At 66.3% G+C, this 21,251-nt stretch carries 12 protein-coding genes and 1 tRNA gene; all 13 read right to left on the reverse strand.

Annotation, left to right across the window (positions count from 1 at the left end):
• Positions 1-19: 19 nt before the first annotated feature.
• Positions 20-1,327, reverse strand: a complete 1,308-nt coding sequence (gene gspF / locus EV659_RS01400; protein WP_132706774.1) for a type II secretion system inner membrane protein GspF — start codon at positions 1,325-1,327, stop codon at positions 20-22.
• A complete protein-coding gene (gene gspE / locus EV659_RS01405; protein WP_132707157.1) occupies positions 1,314-2,882 on the reverse strand; it encodes a type II secretion system ATPase GspE in 1,569 nt (522 codons plus the stop codon). Before gspE ends, gspF begins: the two co-directional genes overlap by 14 nt.
• Before the next feature lie 26 nt (positions 2,883-2,908).
• The gene (gene gspD, locus EV659_RS01410) at positions 2,909-4,933 is read right to left on the reverse strand and encodes a type II secretion system secretin GspD (RefSeq protein WP_132706776.1); all 2,025 of its coding nucleotides are present in this window, start codon (positions 4,931-4,933) and stop codon (positions 2,909-2,911) included.
• Positions 4,930-5,898: a type II secretion system protein N gene (locus tag EV659_RS01415; protein WP_132706777.1), complete on the reverse strand. Its 969-nt coding sequence runs from the start codon at positions 5,896-5,898 to the stop codon at positions 4,930-4,932. The genes gspD and EV659_RS01415 overlap by 4 nt, the downstream gene beginning before the upstream one ends.
• 124 nt (positions 5,899-6,022) lie before the next feature.
• Positions 6,023-8,719, reverse strand: coding sequence for a TonB-dependent receptor domain-containing protein (locus EV659_RS01420; protein ID WP_165878642.1), 2,697 nt, complete (start codon positions 8,717-8,719; stop codon positions 6,023-6,025).
• A gap of 121 nt (positions 8,720-8,840) precedes the next feature.
• Positions 8,841-11,735, reverse strand: a complete 2,895-nt coding sequence (locus tag EV659_RS01425; protein ID WP_132706781.1) for a hypothetical protein — start codon at positions 11,733-11,735, stop codon at positions 8,841-8,843.
• A gap of 461 nt (positions 11,736-12,196) precedes the next feature.
• Positions 12,197-13,759 carry a hypothetical protein gene (locus EV659_RS01430; protein WP_132706783.1) on the reverse strand — a complete coding sequence of 521 codons (1,563 nt, stop codon included), beginning with the start codon at positions 13,757-13,759 and terminating at the stop codon, positions 12,197-12,199.
• A 193-nt stretch (positions 13,760-13,952) separates the two neighbouring features.
• Positions 13,953-14,028: transfer RNA gene (locus tag EV659_RS01435), tRNA-Val, on the reverse strand.
• Between the two features lie 386 nt (positions 14,029-14,414).
• Entirely contained in the window at positions 14,415-14,687 is a 273-nt protein-coding gene (locus EV659_RS01440) for an HU family DNA-binding protein (RefSeq protein ID WP_132706785.1), read from the reverse strand.
• Between the two features lie 201 nt (positions 14,688-14,888).
• Positions 14,889-17,294, reverse strand: a complete 2,406-nt coding sequence (lon, locus tag EV659_RS01445; protein ID WP_132706786.1) for an endopeptidase La — start codon at positions 17,292-17,294, stop codon at positions 14,889-14,891.
• Positions 17,295-17,502: 208 nt separating this feature from the next.
• Positions 17,503-18,768: an ATP-dependent Clp protease ATP-binding subunit ClpX gene (gene clpX / locus EV659_RS01450; RefSeq protein WP_132706788.1), complete on the reverse strand. Its 1,266-nt coding sequence runs from the start codon at positions 18,766-18,768 to the stop codon at positions 17,503-17,505.
• A gap of 282 nt (positions 18,769-19,050) precedes the next feature.
• Entirely contained in the window at positions 19,051-19,689 is a 639-nt protein-coding gene (locus EV659_RS01455; protein ID WP_132706790.1) for an ATP-dependent Clp protease proteolytic subunit, read from the reverse strand.
• 119 nt (positions 19,690-19,808) lie between these two features.
• On the reverse strand, positions 19,809-21,197 hold the full coding sequence (gene tig, locus EV659_RS01460; RefSeq protein WP_132706791.1) for a trigger factor: 1,389 nt from the start codon (positions 21,195-21,197) through the stop codon (positions 19,809-19,811).
• Between the last annotated feature and the right edge of the window lie 54 nt (positions 21,198-21,251).

Consider the following 21,251-nt stretch of genomic DNA (forward strand, 5'->3'; position numbering starts at 1 on the left):
TCTCCTTCGCCATCGCGGGCTAGAGCGCCAGCGTGTTCAGTTGCAGGATCGGCAGCATGATCGCCAACACGATCAGGCCCACCGCGCCCCCCATGACAACGATGATCGCCGGTTCGAGCAGGCTGAGCGCGGTGCGCGTCACGTCCTCGAACTCGGCTTCCATATAGTCGGCGGCCTTGCCCAGCATCTCGTCGAGCCGGCCGCCCTTCTCGCCCATGGCCGCCATATAGACCACCAGCGGCGGAAATGCGCCGGTCTTGCGCAGCGCGCCGGCCAGCCCCGAGCCCTCGCGCACCTGGGCGATCACTTGGGTGAGCGACGCCTTGAGATAGCTGTTGGCGAGCGTGTTGCGCGCCGCCGCCAGCCCTTCGAGCACCGGCGTGCCGCTGGCGATCAGGGTGGCGAGCGTGCGCGCCAGCCGGGCTGCGTTCATCTCGCGCGCCAGCCGGCCGACCAGCGGCAGCGCCAGCACCCAGCGGTCGACCCGTTCGCGCACGCCCGGCCGCTTGAGCGCCCGCACAGCCACCATCCCAAGCACCAGGAGCGCCACCAACGCCGCCGCGCCATAGGCCTGCAACGCCTCGGCCAGCGCCATCATCGCCCGGGTCAGCCAGGGCAGCGCCTGGCCCAGATGGTCGAATTGCTCGGCCACCTTGGGCACCACGAAGGCCATCAACAGCACCACCACCGCCAGCGCGGTGACCGCCAGAAACGCCGGATAGACCAGCGCCGAAACCACCTTGGCGCGCATCGCGTGGGTCCGTTCGAGATAGTCGGCCAGCCGCTCCATCACCGGCCCAAGGCTGCCCGCCGCCTCGCCCGCCGCGACCATCGAGCGATAGAGAGGGGAAAAGCTGTCGGGGTGGCGGGCGAGCGCGTCGCCCAACCGCTGGCCCTCCATCACCTGCGCGCGCACCGACAACAACACCTTGCGCACCAGCGGCCGGTCGCTTTGCAGCGCCACGGTGTTGAGCGCCTCTTCCACCGGCGCCGCCGCCGAGATCAGCGTCGCCAGCTGGCGGGTGACCAGCACCACCTCCTTGGCCGACAGCCGGGGGGCCGGGCGCAACCGGGCGAGCCGGGCACCCAGGCCCGGCGCGCCGCCCGCCTCGCCGTCGCCGACCCGCGCGCCCGGCCCTGCACCCACCCCTGCACCGACCCCTGCTCCTGGCCCTGCTCCTGGCCCCGCATCGGTGGCCACCAGCTTGAGCGGGACCAGTTGTCGGCGCTTAAGCTCACGCCGGGCGAGCCGGGCGGTGTCGGCCGAGACGACGCCGCGCCGGGTGCGCCCGCGCCCGTCGAGCGCCTCATACTCAAAGGCCGCCATCGCTCACCGATCCGTTCGCCCCGGCACCGCCCCCCGCCCGGTCGCGCCGGGTCACCCGCATCACCTCGTCGAGCGAGGTGGTGCCCGCCGCCACATGGCGCAGGCCGCTGCGCAACAGCGTGTCGGCGTCGCGGAAGGCGTGGTCGGCCAGGGCCTGTTCGCGGGCGTCGTCGTGGATCATGGCGCGCAGGGTCTCGTCCACCTCGACCAGTTCATAAAGCCCGACCCGGCCGGCGAAGCCGGTGCGGTTGCACGCCTCGCAGCCCACCGGGCGGTGCAGCACCGCGGGCACCGCGCTCCAGCCCTCGAACAACTGGGCTTCTCCCGGTGTCGGTGCGTGGGGGCTGCGACACGCCGGACAAAGCCGGCGCACCAGCCGCTGGGCCAGGATGACCTTGACCGTCGAGGCGAGCAGGAACGGCTCGACGCCCATGTCGCGCAGCCGGGTGATCGCGGCGACGGCGCTGTTGGTGTGCACCGTGGACAGCACCAGATGGCCGGTCAGGCTGGCCTGCACGGCGATCTGCACGGTCTCCAGGTCGCGGATCTCGCCGACCATCACCACGTCGGGGTCCTGGCGCAGGATCGCGCGCAGGCCGGCGGCGAAGGTCATGCCCACCTTGGGCTGCACCTGGGTCTGGCCGACGCCGTCGAGGGCGTATTCCACCGGGTCTTCGACGGTCAGGATGTTGCGGCTGGCGTCGTTCAAGCTCGCCAGGCCGGCATAAAGCGTGGTGGTCTTGCCCGAGCCCGTGGGGCCGGTGACCAGGATGATGCCGTTGGGCTCGGCGAGGCCGCGCTCGAACGCCGCCAGGGTCGCCGCGGGCATGCCCAACTGGTCCATGTGGAAATGCGCCTGGTCCTTGTCGAGCAGGCGCAACACCACCCGCTCGCCATGGCGCGACGGCAGCGTCGACACGCGCACGTCGAGGCTGCGTCCGCCCAGGGCGAGCGAAATGCGGCCGTCCTGGGGCACCCGCTTCTCGGCGATGTCCATGCGCGCCATCACCTTGATCCGCGACACGATCACCGGCGCCAGACGCACGCCCAGATCGGCCACCTCCTGCAACACCCCGTCGACGCGCAGGCGGATCGCGAGATGGCCCTCGAACGGCTCCACATGGATGTCGGAGGCGTTCTGGCGCACCGCCTCGCCAATCACGCCGTTGATCAGCCGGATGATCGGTGCATCGTCGTCGGCGTCCAGCAGGTCGGCGGTGCGCGGCATGTCTTCGAGCAGGCTGGACAGATCGTCGCCGGCACCGGCCTCGTCCTCGGCGGCGAAACCGTCGGCGTCGAAGCCGTCGAGGGCATAGAGTTCCGACAGCCGGCGGTCGAACTCGCCGGGCGCCAACGTCTCGATCGCCAGCGGCCGGCCGAGCGCGCGCCGCACCTCGATCAGCGGCCGGTGGCGGGCCCCCTGGCGCAGCCCCACGCGCACCGGCCCAGCGCCCCAATCGGCCCCCGGGGCCGGCGGGTCAAGCAGCAGCACCCCCTTCTCCTTGGCGAAGGGATAGCTCAGCATCGGATTGGGCTTATCGACCGTGGTTGCCATCGTCATTGCACTTTTTTCGGGCGCCCTTAGGGCTGCTCGCGGGCTGCCGCGTCGGGGGTGAGCACCTGATCGGTGAACAGGTCGAGCGTCGACTGGCCGTCGCCCGAGCGGCGGATCTGTTCCGAGCGGATATAGTTATACTTCTGATCGGTGACCCGGCGCACGTCCTCGACGCCGCGCACGATGCTCGGGCGCAGGAACACCATCAGATTGGTGCGCTGGCGGCTGCGACCCTCGCTGCGGAACAGCCGGCCGAGGCCGGGAATGTCGCCGAGCAACGGCACCGCGTCGACGGTGACCCGTTCGTCGTCCTCGATCAGCCCGCCGAGCACGATGATCTCGCCGTCGTCGGCGAGCACCGTGGTCTCGATCTCGCGCTGGTTGGTGATCAGGTCGACGGCGTTGGCGGTCGCCGGGCCTTCGACGCTCGACACCTCCTGGCGGATGAACAGGCGGATCGAATTGCCCTCGCTGATCTGCGGGACCACCTCCAGGATCACGCCCACATCCTGGCGCTCCACGGTGCGGAACGGGTTCTGGTTGTTGGCGCCGAGCGCCTCGCCGGTGGTGATGGGGATTTCCTGGCCCACATTGATGCGCGCCTCGGAATTGTCCAGGGTCATCACCGACGGCGTCGACAGCACGTTCGACTGCACGTCGCGGTCGAGCGCGTTGAGGATGAAGCCGAACAGCGTGCCATTGTCGGTCTGGCCCGCGAACCCGCCGATGAAGCCGTTGACGTTCAACAGCGAGTTGATCGCCGCCTGGCGCACATTGTCGAGCGCGTCGTCATCGTCGTCCAACTGGTCGTCGAGGGTGACCGCGCCGGTGGCGGCCAGGATGTTGGGCGCGCTTTGCGAGAAATTGGTGACCGTGAACGGCAGATTGCCGTCGCCGCCGCCGAGCACATATTGCAGGCCCAACTCGCGCGCGGCGGAGTCGGACATTTCGACGATGATCGCTTCGACGAGCACCTGCGGGCGGCGGATGTCGAGCTTGGAGATCACCTCGTCGAGCAATTTCTGCACGTCGGGCGGGCCGTTGACGATCAACGAATTGGTCTCGGCGTGGACGCCGATGCTGGTCTCCAGCCGGCCGCCCTGGCCCTGACCGTCGGGGCTGCGCTGGGCGGCCAGCTGGTTGGCCACCTGCTGCAACAGGCTGGCCATTTCCTCGGCCTTGGCGTGCTTGAGATAGACCACCCGGATGTCGCCGCCGGTCTCATTGTCGGCGTCCAGTTGGCGGGCGATCGGCAGATAGCGCTCGACCAAGTCGGGGCGGCCCTTGAGCACGATGCTGTTGGTGCTGGCCACGCCGACGATGCGCAACGCGCCCGGCCCGGCCGCCCCCTCGTCCTCGGCTTCGGCGGCGAGCGCGCGCAGCGTGTCGACCATCTCGCCGGCGGCGGTGTTGTCGAGCTTGAGCGTCCGCACCACCGACGGGTCGCGGTCCAGTTCGGCCAGCAACTCGGCCATGCGCGCCACATTGGCGGCGCTGTCCACGGCGATCAGCTTGTCGCTGCCGCGCGTCGCCACCAGCGTGCCGTCCTCGCCCACCAGCCCCTGCAACAGGCGCAGCGCCGCCAGATGGCCGATATGGCGCGGCGCGAATACCCGGGTGACCATGGTGTCGCCGGTGTCCGGCCCACCCATCGGCGCGCCGCGCCGGGCGACCCCGTCTCGGGGCACCACCTTATAGGCGCCGCTGGCGGTGGGCATTGCGGTGAAGCCGTTGACGTCGAGGGTGCTTTGCAAGACCTGGAACAGGCCCTCGGTATCCAGCGGCGTCTGCGAGATCACCGTCACCTCGCCGCGCACCGCCGGGTCGACGATGAAGGTGCGGCCGGTGAGCATGGCGATCTCCTCGATCACCGTGGCCAGGTCCGCGTCGCGGAAATTGAGCGTCTCGCCGCCGCCGGCCGGCTGTGCGGCCACCCCGAGGCTCACCGACAGCCACAGCGCCAGCGCCATGCTCCCTGCCAGAAGCCCGGCCGCCGCCGTCTTCGCCGCTCGTGCCATGGTCGTCCGCGCCGTGTCCATCACCATACTCATCCGTCCAAATCGATCGTCACGCGGGTGCGAGCACCGTCTCTTTCCACCGCGAACACGGCCCGTTCCGCCGCCCGCAGGGTGGCATCGAGCGCTGCCGGGTCGCGGATCTCGCCCACCGAGCGGCCGTTGAGCGCCACCACCACATCCCCCGGCACAAAACCGGCATAGCGGAACAACGCCGCCTCGCCGCGCGGCATCACCACATAGCCGGTCAACCGCCCGTCGGCGAGCCGGGGGCGAAACTGCACCGCCGCCATCAGCCGCTTGGCCGTCAACTCGGCCGCCCGCGCGTCGGCGACCGCCGGCCCCGCCGACCCCGGTTCGGGCGTTGCCCCCGGCCTCGGCTGGGGCGCCGGCTCGCCCGCTGGGGCGTCGGCAAGAGGGGCGCCGGCCGGGGCAGCCTCGGCCGCTGGCCGGCCGCGCCGGTCGCGCACCGCCCGGTCGACCAGATAGAGGCTTTCCAACCGGCCGCCGCGTGCCAGCACCACCCGGTAGGGCAAGATGCGCTCGACCCGCACGCCGTCGAGCACCGTGTCGCCGGGGCCATAGCGGCCCTGGTCGCCGGTGCGCTTGGCGATGATCGCCGAGCCGCCGTCCGGCCCCAGCCGCACGCCGGTCAGGGTCAGATCCAGATCGCTTTCGACCGCACCGGCATCGGCCGCGACCGCCGCCGGCACGGCGTCGTCGCCGGGCGCGGGCGCGGTGTGGAAGGGGTCGAAGGCGGTCAGGATTGTGGTGTCGAGCGTTGCCTCGACCGCCGGTGCCGGCCCCCCGCGCGCGGCCATCGCCGGCCCGCCGCCGCCCGCACCATCGCCGGGCGCCGCCAGCATCCACACGGTGTCGGCGACGATCAGCGCAAGCGCCGCCACAGCCGCCACCTCGACCGTCCCGGCCAGGCGGGGCTGACTGATCGCCAGACCGCGCCGCCGCAGCGCCGCCGCAGCCGCCGAAGACGATGACGACAAAGACGACGACGCCTGGGCCAGCCGTGCAACAAGCGCGGCCCCGCGCCGGGCGGGGCCGCTTTCACCAAGACCGGACTGTGCCTTCAATGGTCCCTCGATCCGCCGTTAAGGCGGCGTGTCCGCGTCAGAATTCCGCCGACAAGCTGATGGAGAATGTGCGACCGATCTGGAAATTCTCGGTCGTCTCGCCACCTTGGCTCAGGAATTCTTCTTCGTTCAAGAGATTCTGCGCGCTGAACCGCACCTGCATGGGCGTCTCACCCAGATCGAATTCGCGCGAATAGACGAAGTCGACCATGATCGGCGGGCGTTCGAAGATGTCGGGTCGGCCGAGCGTGCCCACCTCTTGCAGGCGTTCGGACTGCCAGTTCAGCACCACCGCCAGCTTCTCGCCGGCCAGGAAATCCTCGAAGCCGATCTGGGCATTGACGATGATTTCCGACTGGCCCTGAAGGCGCCGGGTCGCGCTGCTCAACTGCAGCTCGTCGACCACGCTCTCGTCGATGTTCACTTCCGAGTCGATGTAGCTGAAGTTGCCGATCAGGTAGAGCTCGCGGTCCTCGAAGAACTGCCAGTCGACCAGATCGGACACATCATAGTATTTCACCAACTCGAACTCGACGCCGATCAGGTCCGCCTCGGTGTCGAAGATCTCCACATCGGCCAGATCCTCGGCCTGGACCAGCCCGCCTTGCAGGCGCACGTCGGTGCTGCCGGTGCGGGTATCGACGAACGCCCGGTTGAAGAAGCTGATCACCCGGTTGCTGCCCTCGATGCGGATCGCCCGTTCGATCGGATTTTTGATCTCTTTGTAGAAGGCGCCCAGGGTCATCTGGTCGCGGCGGCCGAAATACCACTCCCAGCGGACATCGAAGTTGGTCAGTTCCGAATTCACCAAATCGGGGTTGCCGCGGATGAAGCGGTTGCGCTCGGGGTCGAGGAACTGGGTGTCGGCGATCTCGCGCAGGTCGGGGCGCGAGATGGTCTGCGAGAACGCGCCGCGCAGCTGCATGTTCTGCGCGAATTCCCAGGTCACGGTCACCGCCGGCAGGAAGTAGGTCTCGTCGATATTGGCGCTGAGAACGTCCTGCTCGTTGACCAGCCCGAAGCTTTCGGCGGTCTGCACCGAATCCTCGAAGCGGCCGCCGAGCGCCACGCGAACCGTGTCGATCACCTGCGCGTCGAGGCCGATATAGGCCTGGTGGTTGCGGAAGTCGGCGGTGAACGCGTCCGACGGCTGGAAGATCGGGAACAGGGTCAGGCCATCGGGACCGATATTCTCTTCCGTGAAGATGAACTCGGGGATCACCTGCCGGTTCAAATCGCCGAAATTGTCGAAGAAATAGCGACGGAACGCCGATTCGCGATCTTTCTTCTCATAGGCATAGCCGAGTTTCACGTCGACCGGCCGGCCGAACCAGTTCATCGGCTGGATGAAATCGAGGCCCGCGCCATACTGGTCGTCGGACAGTTCGCCGAACACCGTGCGGTTGCCCTCGGTCTGCGGGTCGAAGCTGAGCAGACCGGTGGCCTCGTTGAGCACATAGTCATAGGTGCGCCGGAACGGCGTATCCCGGTCGGCCGCCGCATAGGACGCCCGCCACTGGATCTCCAGGTCGCCGCTGAAGGCGTCACCGCCGAACAGATTGACGAAATGGTCGCCGTTCAACTGGCTGAACCAGACTTGGCGTTCGATCCAGTCGTTGCGGACGCTGCTGCGCGGGTCGCCCTCGAAGTCGATGCCCTGCTCGATGACGCTTTCGCGGGTGGTCTGGCGCAGCAGAAGCTGCGTCGCCTTGATCGAATGGTCATTGCCGAAATCGACGCCCACATTGAGGAAGCCGTTGAGACCGATCTCCCAGACCGTCGAGCGCACGCCGCAGCCGTCGACGAAGTCGGCGACCACGCCGGGCTGGGTCCGGTTCAAGGGCGCGAGGTTCTCCACGCACGCCTCGGGCGTGTAGGATTCGTTCACCGCCACTTCGCCCTGTTCAAGGGCGAACACCTGGCGAATCCCGTTCCGGTTCTGCAACGAACTGTCGTAGCTCAGCCCCAGTTGCACGCCGACGCTTATGTCCGAGAAGTCGAACCGGTCGTCATAGTTGAAGGCGAGACCGACGCCGGGCGGCAGCGGCTCATTGTCCGGCGACCAGGCATTGGGCAGCGCCTCGCCGATCGCCTCACGCTCGGCCGAATTGGTCGGGAACTGCTCCAGATTGGGGTCTTGCGCCAACAGATCCGGGATCGACCGGTAGCCATTGTCGATGCCGAGAAAGTCGAGGCTGCCCCCCTTGAGCGCCAAACCGTCGGAGAAGGTGGTGACGCTGTTGGCCTCGGCCGACACAGACACGCGGAACCGCCGCTCTTCGGGCAGACGCTTGGTGCGCAGGGCGATGATGCCGCCGCCGAACTGGGCCGGGTATTCCGGCGAGAAGGTCTTCTGCACCAGCGTGTTGCCGATGAAGGACGTGGGGAAAATGTCCAACGGAATGACCCGGCTCAAGGGCTCGGGGCTGGGCAGCGGCGAGCCGTCGAGGGTGGCATTCGAATAGCGTTTGCCCAGGCCCCGGACAAACACATACTTGCCCTCCACCAGGCTCAGACCGGTGACCCGCTGCAACGCGGCGGCCATGTCCGAATCGCCCGTGCGGGTAAAATCGTCGGCGTCGAGCACATTGGCGATTTCCGAGGTGCCGCGTTTCTCGTCGGGAATGAAATCCCCGGTGACGACGATTTCCTCGACCGGTTGCTGGCTCCCCGCTGGCTCGCTTTCGCTCTGCGCGACCGCCGCGCTCCCCGAGGCCAGGATGGTGGTTGTCAAAAGGGCCGTCTTTGTCAGCAGGCGCGATGCCATGGGGCTGTCACCTTGTAAGTCTTGTCACTGAAAAAAAAGCCGCACGGGCGCCGCGGCGGTGGCCGCCGCAGCGCCCGACAAGAGCGGTTTAGTTGGCCTGCGCGTCGAGGATCGATTGCACTTGCTGATCCAGGAACACGGTCCAACCGGCGGTGAAGTCGTTATCCGCACCGGTCACGGCGCCGACGAAGGGCGCGGCTTCGAAGAAGCCCCCGAGCGTCGTCGGGTCGGCCGCGGTCAGCGCCACTTCGGTATTGCCGCTGATGAACGGCACCTGGCCCGAAGCCCGACCGCGAACCGTGTTCACGTAGGGGTCGGTCGGCTGGCTGCCGTCGAAGCGCTGGCTGAACACCGTGTCGGTGCCGGCGGTGAACGCGTCTTCGGTTTCCTGGCTTTCGAAGTCGATCGCGCTATCGAGTGCCACCGAGGTGAAGCTCAGATTTGCGAAGGTGGCGTCGTCGCTGATCTCCAGGCTTTGGGCGTTGTCGAAGCCGACGACCACCGAGTTGACGATCTCGGCGCCGGTGCCGCGACGCAGGTGCCAGCCTTCGCCGCCCACGTCATTGTTGACCGCATTGGGGTCAAGCGCGCTGGCGCCGACGAACACGCCGTTGGCGATGCGGGCATTGGCGCGCGGCGTGGCGTCGAAATTGTCCGAATTGTTATCGGCTTCGATGCCGCTGTCGGAGGCCAGTTGGCGCGGGTTCTGGACCACGACCACAAACTGAAGGTTGCCGCGCCAGCCCTGGGTCCAGTCCACCGAGTCGTCGTCCGAGCCGGTCATCACCAGACGCTTGGCGCTCACCGCACCGCCGAAGAACTCGATGCCGTCATCGTCGTTATTGTGAACCTGGACGTTGTTGACCGACGTCCCGCTGCCCACGCCTTGCATCGCGACGCCGTTCAACTCGTTCTCAGGGGTGATCTCGAAGCCGGCGCCGATCAGGCGCAGATAGGAGATCGAGCCGCTATTGTCGGTGTCGTCGACACCGCCATACAAGCCCGAATCACCCTCACCCTGGGTTTCGAGGCCCACATTGATCTGAGCGCGACCGTTGACGATCAAGCCGCCCCAGCGGCCCGACACGGTGGCCAAGTCGTCGACGCTGTTGACGTCGATGGGCTCGCCATTGGCCTTCAGGCCGATCATGGTGATCGGCGCGGTGGCGGTGCCGTTGGCGAAGATCTGGCTGCCGCGACTGACCACCAGGCGCGACTGCTCGTTGACGCCGATCACGGTCACGCCGGGCTCGATGGTCAGCGTGGCCGTATCGGCGTCAGGGGTAGGGTTCGCCGGGTCGGCGCCGGCGTCTTCACCCACGAACACACCGCCATCCAGATAATAGTCGATGCCGGCTTGGAGGCGCAGATTGTCGGTGATCGTGCCGGTGATCGTGCACTGGCCGTCGACGTCGGACACGGCAGAGTTTTCCACCGGGCACTCGGGCGCCGGGTTCAACTTGAACGTCCAATTGAGCGTCCAGTTGCCGGTGACCCCGTCCGCCGACGGGCCGGTGTCGCTGACGCCGCCGACGAACGGCGCAGCGTCAAAGAAGCTGCCGAGCGCGGTGGTGTCGGCGGCCGGAATCGCCGCTTCACGGGCACCGCTGATGAACGGCAACGGACCACGCAGCGAATTGACGTACGGGTCGGCCGGCTGGCTGCCGTCGAAGCGATTGCTGAACACCGTGTTGGTGCCGGCAAGGAACGCGTCTTCGCTTTCCTGGCTTTCGAAGTCCACCGCGCTGTCCAGCGCGATCGACTGGAAGGTCAGGTTCGGGAAAGTGGCGTCGTCGCTGATTTCCAGGCTTTGGCCATTGTCGAAGCCGGTGACAACCGCGTTGGCGATGGTCAGGCCGGTGCCGCGCCGCAGGTGCCAGCCTTCACCGCCGACATCGTTGGCCACCGCGTCGTCGCCGTCGGGCGTGCCGCTGGCGCCGACGAACACCGCATTGGCGATGGTCGGGTTGGAGCGTGGCGTGATGTCGAAATTGTCCGAATTGTTGTCGGCTTCGATGCCGCTGTCCGACGCCAGTTGTTCGGGGTTCTGGACCACCACGGCGAACTGCAGATTGCCCTGCCAACCCTGGGTCCAGTCGATCGAATCGTCGTCGGCGCCGGTCACCACCACGCGCTTGGCGTTGACGGTACCACCGAAGAATTCGACGCCGTCGTCGTCGTTATTGTGGATCTGGATCCGGTCGACCGACGTGCCCGAGCCGACGCCTTGGAAGGCGATGCCATTCAACTCGTTCTCGGGCGTGATCTCGAAACCGGCGTAGCGAACCTGCACATAGTTGAGCACGCCACTGCTGTCGGCCGCATCGGTGCCGCCATAGAGGCCGCTATCGCCCTCGCCCTGGGTTTCGAGGCCCACATTGATCGGCGCGCGGCCGTTGAGGATCAGACCGCCCCACTCGCCGCTGTGCGGATCGCGCGTTGCCGACCCGGCCGGGAACGAGCGCTGGCTGCGGCCGAAGCTGCCGGCGATATTGGCGTTGGGGAACTGGGTATCCACGTCCTCGGCGCTGGTGAACACGATCGGCGCGTTTTCGGTGCCGAGCGCGCGCAGTTCAGACCCGCGCGAGACCACCAGGATCGAGTCCGTGTCCTGACCATAGACGGTGGTGCCGGGCTCGATGGTGAGCACGGCGCGCTGGCCGTCGGGGTTGGCATTGTCCGGGTCGGGCCCCAGATCCTCGCCGATGAACACCGCCCCGTTCAGGGTGTAGATGGTGCGCGTGCCGTCCGTCTGACTCGCGGTCAGGGTCAGATTCTCGGTGATGGTGCCCGAGATCTGGCACTGCGGTGTGCCGCCGACGGTCACCTCAAGGGTCCCCGTGGGGCACTCGAAATTGGCGAAATCGCGCGGCTCTGCGCCGTCGGTGGGGGCATCGGGGGTCTGGCCACCGTCGCCGCCGTCGCCACCATCACCGCCGTCGCCGCCATCGTCGCCGCCGCCAGGATTGGGCGCCGGGTCCACGATACCGGGGCCGGCCGGTTCGGGGACGTCGTCACCGCACGCTACCAGTGCCGACGTTGCCAGAAGAGCTGCAAGAGCCCTCTTCGTCAGAGTCGCGCTTATCATCATTCCCCCTGGGGATATGGGTCAAAGAAAACCATGGCGCCCACCGCGCCGATGACGCAGAGCCGGACGCCCTCGCCGTATAAACGCGCTGTGTGACACTTTTTTTGAATTTCCGAGAAAGTCCTGACACACGGACGACCGGCTTAAGGCGTGACGACGCAAAAAACCGCCGTTGAACCCAAAATTTCCATCCCCGAATGCTTGAAAACAAAAAGGGCCTGCCAATAAACGGCAGGCCCGGCCAGTCATGTCGTTCGCGTTAACCCGAAAAATACGCTGAGAAATCCTATTCGATCCCGGTCCGCGCACCCCGATCCGATCGGTCGGACAGCTAATACTGCCTCTCGGGCTACATGTTAGAAAAAACCAGGGTAGGTTCGACGGAACCCCTTTTCGGCATCCTTAACATTTTCGAGGCGCACCCATCGACCGGAGGGGACGATCGCGCGCCCCAGGTCGAACAGACGCCACGCCAGATCGGGCCGATCGCTGAGCAGGTGAAAGTCGCCATAATCCCGGTAGAGATTGGCATTATGGGGGTCCGCCGCCAGGGCCGCCGCGAACAGCCGGTCGAACGACAGGTCGGGCGGCAGGGCGGACCCACCCCGGTCATCGTTCCCGGCGTTGTCGTCCGTGACACCGGCGGCTGCGATCCGTTGCTGCAATCGCCAGCCAAGCCGGGCCAGGGTCAGGCCAACGCGCGGACGATGCGGGTCGTCGGCCGCCATCGCTTCGTAGATCGCCGCGACCGCCTGGACGCTATCGGCCAGGGCGTCCCGGTTCTGCGTCGGCCGGGTCATCGCCCGGCGCAGCGTCGCCACACGCGGGTCGTTGGTGTGCGCCCGGTTCTGCCAGCGGATCAGCGCGCGACAGGCGGGCACGGTGGCCGGGCCGTTGCAGTCCACGCGGTAGGGTATCTGGGTCTGCGATGCGATCAGGAACACGCCCAGCCAGTCGCCCCGCTCGGCGGCGGCCTCAACCGACGGCAGCAACGACACCGGATCGATCCACGGCCGCTTGCCCTCGCCCACCAGGCCCACAAGCTGCTCCACCAACGGGCGCAACGCGTCACTGGCCACCGACCAATCCGCGGCCAAGCCGGCGGGCAAGGGATAGTCCTGCTCGATCTCCGCGCGCGCCGTCACCCGCCACTGAGCCATGCCGCCGGCGTCGCTGGTGAACGTCCGATATCGGATCTGCGTCGGCATCGCCTCGTCCGCGACAATCCGCGCCACCAGCGCCGGCGCCAGCGGCAGTTCATAGGCCAGATACCGCCGCAGCATCGCGCGGTGACGCGGCGCCAGGGCGACCTCGCCATAGGTCACGGTGACCACGGTCTCGCCGCGGACCCGCCCGGTCAGGCTAGCCCCTTGGCGTTGCCAGGACACCGGGGCCACCCGGTCGGCCGCCTTGTCGCGCAAAAAGCCCGTCTCACTGGCGATCGAAAACACCGCCCACGGATCGGGGGCGGTGCCATCGGCGCTGGCAACCGCCGCCATGGCGCGGTCGAAGCGCAGACGCTTGGCCGCGATCAGCGCATAAAGGCTGTCATTGGCAACCGTCGCGCCGCCGTCGGCAAACCGCAGCACCCGCCGCAGGGTCACATCGTAGAGCGTGCGGGCGCCGGCCCGGTCGACGCGCACATAGCCGTCGCCCAACACCACATGACTGGCAACCCTCGCCGTCCCGTCGGCCGCCGAGCGCTCGACCGACAGGCGAACCGCCGCGCGATCGATCTCGGCGCGCCGGGCGCGCACGGCATCGGATCGGGCGTGTGGGCCATAGAGCGCCAGCCCTGTGGTCGCCGGCGTGGCCTCGGTCTGCGCCGCCACCGGTTCGCCGGCAACTGCGCAAGAGACCGAAAGCAAGACCCAGAGACCCAGGCCGAACGCCCCGGCCATGGCGCGAACTGCTGGCATTGTATGCAGCCTTTCATCCGATCAGACATCACCGACCCGCACCGCGGCCATCACCGGCCCGGAGCAGCGGTCGGGGGCTCGGGTACACCGGCGATGTTACGGTTTCTTGACAAACGCCCCGCGGCGAGCGCGCGCCGGGCTTGCCGGGCGCCGGCGCCAATGGTGTCGAAGAACGGCGTTGGTGATCACGGGATGGTGGGCGGTGACGGGCTCGAACCGCCGACATTCTCGGTGTAAACGAGACGCTCTACCAACTGAGCTAACCGCCCTGAAGCGCCGCGCCCCTGATCCGCGGGCGGATCGGGGGTGGCGCTCGGATCGCCGATCGGACATGCTCGGCGCGCGCCTGCTTTAGCGCCCCATCGCGCCACAGGCAAGCGGGCGATTGCGCGCCAGCCGGCGCAGTCGCCCGTTTCCCCTTGTTTATCGGACCGATGGCGCCCGGACTATCCGTGTCCGGCCCCTATGCGTCGGGTCCGCATGGGTGTGGCCACCTTGGTGTGGCCGTCTTTGTCTACCCTTTTGTGTCGCCCGGTGTGGGCCACTTATGGGCTCACCCGTCGCCGCTGACGCCAAACGGCCTGACCGCGGCTGGCAGAGGCGCGCCGGGCAAGGCCGCACCGTGGCGGATGCGACCCGACCGCCGGCTGCGGTCTTAGTTCACCGAATCCTTGAGCGCTTTGCCGGCCTTGAACTTGGGCTGCTTGGACGCCGGGATCTGGATGGTTTCGCCGGTCCGCGGATTGCGGCCTTCACTGGCCGCGCGCTGCGACACCGAGAAAGTCCCGAAACCCACAAGACGCACTTCATCGCCGCTCTTGAGCGTGTTGGTGATGGTATCGAAAACCGCGTCCACCGCTTTGCCGGCATCCGCCTTCGACAAATCGGTCATTTCGGACACCGCTGCGATGAGATCGTTTTTATTCAAGATAGCCCCCTTTTTTGGTTGGCGTTTCCTAGAGCTAGTGGCCCTTAAGCCGGGGCGCAGTTTAGGGGCGCCCCGCGAAGAGTGTCAAAGAGAAAGTCGCAGAAAACCGCGATTTTCTTTGGCCTTCATAAACGACCGCAATAAAAAAGCGGTCCGACCCCGATGCGGGGCCGGACCGTTTCTCTGTGCCATGGCCGGACCTTAATGGGTCATCGGCACGCCGCTCTCGTCGGGCTTTTCGTCGCTGCCGGGCGAGGGCGAGGGATCGTCAACGTCCTCATCCCAATCGATCGGCACCAAGGGTCGGGTCAGCGCGTGTTTGAGCACCTCGTCGACCGTACTGACCGGGATGATCTCCAACCCGCGCTTCACATTGTCGGGGATCTCGGCCAGGTCCTTTTCATTGTCGACCGGGATCAACACGGTGCTCAGGCCGCCGCGCAGCGCCGCCAGCAGCTTCTCCTTCAACCCGCCGATCGGCAGCACCCGACCGCGCAGCGTCACCTCGCCGGTCATGGCGATGTCGCGGCGCACCGGCACGCCGGTCATGACCGACACGATCGAGGTGACCATGGCGATGCCGGCCGACGGCCCGTCCTTGGGCGTGGCGCCTTCGGGCACATGCACGTGGATATCGCGGCGGTCGAACACGGTGGGCTTGATGCCGAACGTCACCGCGCGGGACAGCACATAGCTGCGCGCCGCCTGGATCGATTCCTGCATCACGTCGCCGAGTTTGCCCGTGGTCTGGATCTTGCCCTTGCCGCGGGTCAGCAGCGCTTCGATGGTCAACAACTCGCCGCCCACCTCGGTCCAGGCGAGGCCGGTGGTCATGCCGATCTGGTCCTCGCGCTCGGCCTGGCCGAAGCGATACCGGCGCACGCCGGCATAATTGGCCAGATTCTGCTGGCTGACCGCCACGCGCTTCTTCTTGCCCTGGACGATCTCGCGCAGCGCCTTGCGCACCAGGCGCGCCAGCATCCGCTCCAGGTTCCGCACCCCGGCTTCGCGGGTGTAGTAGCGGATCAGGTCGCGCAGCGCATTGTCCGAAATCGACCATTCGCTCTTGCGCAGACCGTGATCCTTCATCTGCTTCGGGATCAGGTGGCGCCGGGCGATGCCGAGCTTTTCGTCCTCGGTATAGCCCGACAGCTGGATGATCTCCATGCGGTCGAGCAACGGCCGCGGCATGGCCAGATTGTTCGCCGTGGTCAGGAACATCACGTCCGACAGGTCATAGTCCACTTCCAGATAGTGGTCCTGGAACTTGGCATTCTGTTCGGGGTCGAGCACTTCGAGCAGCGCCGAGGCCGGATCGCCGCGGAAGTCCTGGCCCATCTTGTCCACTTCGTCGAGCAGGAACAGCGGGTTCGACGTACCGGCCTTCTTCATGTTCTGCATGATCTTGCCGGGCATGGAGCCGATATAGGTGCGCCGGTGGCCGCGGATTTCGGCCTCGTCGCGCACACCGCCCAGGCTGAAGCGGATGAACTCGCGCCCGGTGGCGCGCGCGATCGACCGGCCGAGCGAGGTCTTGCCCACGCCGGGCGGCCCGACCAGGCACAGGATCGGTCCCTTCAGCCCCTTGGCGCGCTGCTGAACGGCCAGATATTCGAGGATCCGTTCCTTGACCTTTTCGAGCCCGTAATGGTCTTCGTTGAGCACCTTTTCGGCGCGCTTGATGTCGCGCCGAACCTTGGAGCGCGCCTTCTTGCCCCACGGGATCGACAGCATCCAGTCGAGATAGTTGCGGATCACCGTCGCCTCGGCCGACATGGAGCTCATCTGCTTGAGCTTCTTGAGTTCGGCCACGCACTTGTCGTGCGCTTCCTGAGTCAGGTCGGTCTCGGCGATGCGCCGCTCCAGCTCGCCGATCTCTTCGCGACCATCGTCGCCCTCGCCCAGCTCCTTCTGGATCGCCTTGAGCTGTTCGTTGAGATAGTATTCGCGCTGGGTCTTTTCCATCTGGCGCTTGACCCGGCCGCGAATCCGCTTCTCCACCTGCAAGACGCCGATCTCGCCTTCCATGAAGGCATAGATCTTTTCCAGGCGCGCGCCGACGTCGGCCGACGCCAACAGGTCCTGCTTGTCGGCGATCTTGATCGCCAGGTGCGAGGCGATGGTGTCGGCGAGTTTGGAGGCATCCTTGATCTGGTTGACGTGGACCAGGGTCTCGGACGGGATCTTTTTGTTCAGCTTGACATATTGCTCGAACTGCGTGGTCACCGAGCGCGACAGCGCCTCGACCTCGTCGTCGTCGCGCACCTGTTCTTCCAACGCCTCGGCCGCCGCTTCGTAATACTCGTCGGTGCGGGTGAAACGGTCGATCCGCGCCCGACGCTGGCCTTCCACCAGCACCTTGACGGTGCCGTCGGGCAGCTTGACCAGTTGCAGAACGCTGGCAACCGTGCCGATTTCATACAGGTCGTCCGCCCCCGGATCGTCGTCGCTGGCGTCCTTTTGGGAGACGAGCAGGATTTCCTTGTCCTCCTCCATCACCACTTCAAGCGCCCGCGTGCTTTTTTCGCGCCCGACGAACAGGGGCGCAATCATATGCGGAAAAACGACAATGTCGCGCAGGGGCAGAACAGGATAAACGTCACTCATAGGGCATTCCGATCATGTGGGGTGAACCCAGGATGCGGGCTTCGGGGCAGCCCACGATTTTTCCTGATGTGGCCACCTGTGGAAGCGGTTCAAGGGCAACGTCGAAACAAAAACAGAACATCACCCTGTTCAGGATACCCGGTCCCGACCCCTCCATCCGGCCGATGGCGTCGTGCGGGCGCCGGCAAAGCCGCGCCCGCGCGCGCCATCACGCCTGGTGTCCGGCCTCGTCGCGCCGATCACTGTAGATGTGATAGGGCTTGGAGCGACCGTCGACGGCGTCGTCATTGACCACCACCTCTTCGACGCCCTCAAGCGACGGCAGGTCGAACATGGTCTCCAGCAAAATGTCTTCCATGATCGAGCGCAGGCCGCGCGCGCCGGTGTTGCGCGCGATCGCCTTGCGCGCCACCGCGAACAGCGCCTCGTCGGTGAAGGTGAGCTTGGTGTTCTCCATCTCGAACAGCCGTTGATACTGCTTGAGCAGCGCGTTCTTGGGCTGCGAGAGGATCTCGACCAGCGCATCCTCGTTCAGGTCGGTGAGCGTGGCGATCACCGGCATCCGGCCGACGAATTCGGGGATCAAGCCGAACTTCAACAGGTCCTCGGGCTCGCTTTCCAGCAGCAATTCGCCGGTCTTGCGCTCGTCCTTGGACTTGACGTCGGCGCCGAAGCCCATGGCCCGGCCCTGCAGGCGGTCGGCAATGATCCGGTCGAGCCCGGCGAACGCGCCGCCGCAGATGAACAGGATGTTGGTGGTGTCCACCTGCAGGAACTCCTGCTGGGGATGCTTGCGCCCGCCTTGCGGCGGCACCGAGGCCACCGTGCCCTCCATGATCTTGAGCAGGGCCTGCTGCACGCCCTCGCCCGACACGTCGCGGGTGATCGAGGGGTTGTCGGCCTTGCGGCTGATCTTGTCCACCTCGTCGATATAGACGATGCCGCGCTGGGCGCGTTCCACGTTATAGTCGGCGGCTTGCAGCAGCTTGAGGATGATGTTCTCCACATCCTCGCCCACATAGCCGGCCTCGGTCAGCGTGGTGGCGTCGGCCATGGTGAACGGCACGTCGAGAATGCGCGCCAGGGTCTGGGCCAGCAGCGTCTTGCCGCAGCCGGTGGGCCCGACCAGCAGGATATTCGACTTCGACAATTCGATGTCGCTGTTCTTGCTGGCGTGGTTGAGCCGCTTGTAGTGGTTGTGGACCGCCACCGACAGGACCCGTTTGGCCTGGTCCTGTCCGATCACATAGTCGTTGAGAACGTTCAGGATTTCGGTGGGGGTCGGCACGCCGTCGCTGGATTTGACCAGGCTGGACTTGTTCTCTTCGCGAATGATGTCCGTGCACAGTTCCACGCACTCATCGCAGATAAAGACGGTCGGCCCGGCAATCAGCTTGCGCACCTCGTGCTGGCTCTTGCCGCAGAACGAGCAGTACAAGGTGTTTTTGGAGTCGCCGCCGCTCAATTTCGTCATGGCCATTCCGCTGCTTGGTCTACATTTCCGGTTCGACCGGCCGGTCCATTTGGACCACCTCGGCCTGCGGGTCTGTGGGCGCTGGCCCAAAGACCGTCGAGGCCGCGGGGATCGGGGCGAACCGACCGATCCGGTCGTCGGGCCGGCATGGGTCGTGCCGCCGGCCTCGGCGAGGCATTATCAAAGGTTTGCACAGCCTCGCCACCGATGCAACGCATCAACGCGAACGCCGATGCGGCAGGCTTGAAGCATCTAGTGTTGCCGGCGCGTATCAACAACGGGTTAATTTGCCGCCGGTTCGTCATCTGCGCCTTCCCGGCGCGCCAGAATCTGGTCAATCAACCCAAAGGCGATGGCCTCCTCGGCATCCAGATATTTGTCGCGCTCCAGCGCCGCCTCGATTTCGTCGAGTTCGCGGCCGGTATGGTGGGAGAAGATCTTGTTCATACGCTCGCGCTGTTTGAGCACCTCGCGCGCCTGGATCTCGATGTCGGAGGCTTGGCCACGACCGCCGCCCGAGGGCTGGTGCACCATGACCCGGCTGTGCGGCAGAGCATACCGTTGGCCCGGCGCACCGGCGGCCAACAACAACGCCGCCGCCGAGGCCGCCTGGCCCACGCACAAGGTGGTCACCTTGGGCCGGATGTACTGCATGGTGTCATAGACGGCGAGGCCCGCGGTCACGTAGCCGCCCGGCGAATTGATATAGAAATTGATGTCTTTCTTGGGGTTTTCGGCTTCGAGAAACAGCAATTGCGCGGTGATCAGGCTCGCCACCTCGTCCGAGATCGGCCCGGTGACGAAAATGATGTTCTCTTTCAGCAGCCGGGAATAGATGTCGTAAGACCGCTCACCCCGGTTGGTCTGTTCGATGACCATGGGCACGAGCGTGTTGTTGTAGGTCTCAAAAATGTCGGTCATGACCCCTCGCAAGCAAGCTGTTGGTGCGCCGGACCGCGGCCGGGAGACACACAGGATGCCGGGTCCGACGTCAGAGAAAGGACGGCGCGTCCGGCCGGACGCGCCGCCCCCTGTCTTATTTAGGCCGCCGCGGGCGCGTCCGCATCCTCTTCCTGGAGTTTGCGCAGCGCCTCTTCCAATTCGTCGCGGCTGACGCTCTTCTCGTCAACCTCGGCGATTTCGAGCACATAGTCGACCACTTTGTCCTCGAAGATCGGCGCACGCAACTGGGCCTGGGCATCCTCGTTCTGCTGGTAGAATTCCAGCACCTCGCGCTCCTGGCCGGGGTATTTGCGCACTTCCTCGATGATTTTGCTGTTCACTTCCTCGCGGGTGATCTGGATGTTGTTGGCAACGCCCAGCTCCGACAGCAAAAGACCCAAGCGCACCCGCCGCTCGGCCAGGCGCTGGAACTCGGCCTTTTCGTCCGCGTCCTCGGGCTCGGACAGGGCCTGAAGCTCTTCGATCGACTTTTCGCCCGAGCGCAGCATGTCCTGGCGCACCTGGCCCCAGATCTGCTGGAATTCCATGTCCACCATGCTGTCGGGGACCGGGAAGTCGTAGGTCTCGGCCAGATGGTCGAGCAATTCGCGCTTCAATTTGGCGCGGCTCATCTGCTCGTTCTCGGAGCCGATCTGGTCGCGGATCGCGGTGCGCAACTGCTCCAGGTCTTCCATGCCGAAATTCTTCGCGAACTCGTCGTCGGGCGTCACCGCCTCGCCGGGGCGCTTGATGCCCTTCACCTTGACCTCGAAGGCGGCTTCCTTGCCGGCCAGATCCTCGGCGCGATAGTCCTCGGGGAAGGTCACGGTGACGGTCTTTTCGTCGCCCGCCTTGACGCCCACCAACTGCTCTTCGAAGCCGGGAATGAAGGTGTCCGAGCCCAATTCCACCTGGGCGTCTTCGGCCGTGCCGCCCTCGAACGCTTCGCCGTCGATCCGGCCGACGAAGTCGCACACCACCCGGTCGCCGTCGGCCGCCGCGTGATCCTCGGGCGCATCTTCGAAGCCGCGCTGGTTCTTGGCCAGTTCGCCAAGGCGCGCGTCCACTTCCGCGTCGGTCACCTCGGCGACCAGCTTTTCCATCTTGGGCGCCTTGAAGTCGTCGACCGAAATGTCGGGCAGCACCTCGACGCCAAGGGTGTAGACCACCTCGTCGCCGATCTGGGTCTGCTCCTCTTCATTGGGCAGGTCCACATCGGGCCGGGTCGCCGGGCGCACCTCTTTGTCCGCGAACAGCTTCTCGCTGGTCTCGGAGATCACCTCCTGGATCGCCTGGCCGCGCGCCGCCTTGCCGTGCAGTTGCTTGAGCAGCGACAAGGGCGCCTTGCCCGGGCGGAACCCCTTCATGGGCGCGGTGCGGCCGAAATCGCGTAGGATCTTGTCGACCCGCCGGGTCATCTCATCGCCTTCGATGGTGACCTTGTACTCCCGGCGCAGGCCCTCGTTCTTCAACTCCTCAACGTGCATCAGCTCAGCTCTTTTCTAATCTCTCAACGTCGCCAGCCCCACGGGCGTCCGAAA

Source organism: Rhodothalassium salexigens DSM 2132 (assembly GCF_004341375.1).
GTDB lineage: Bacteria > Pseudomonadota > Alphaproteobacteria > Sphingomonadales > Rhodothalassiaceae > Rhodothalassium > Rhodothalassium salexigens.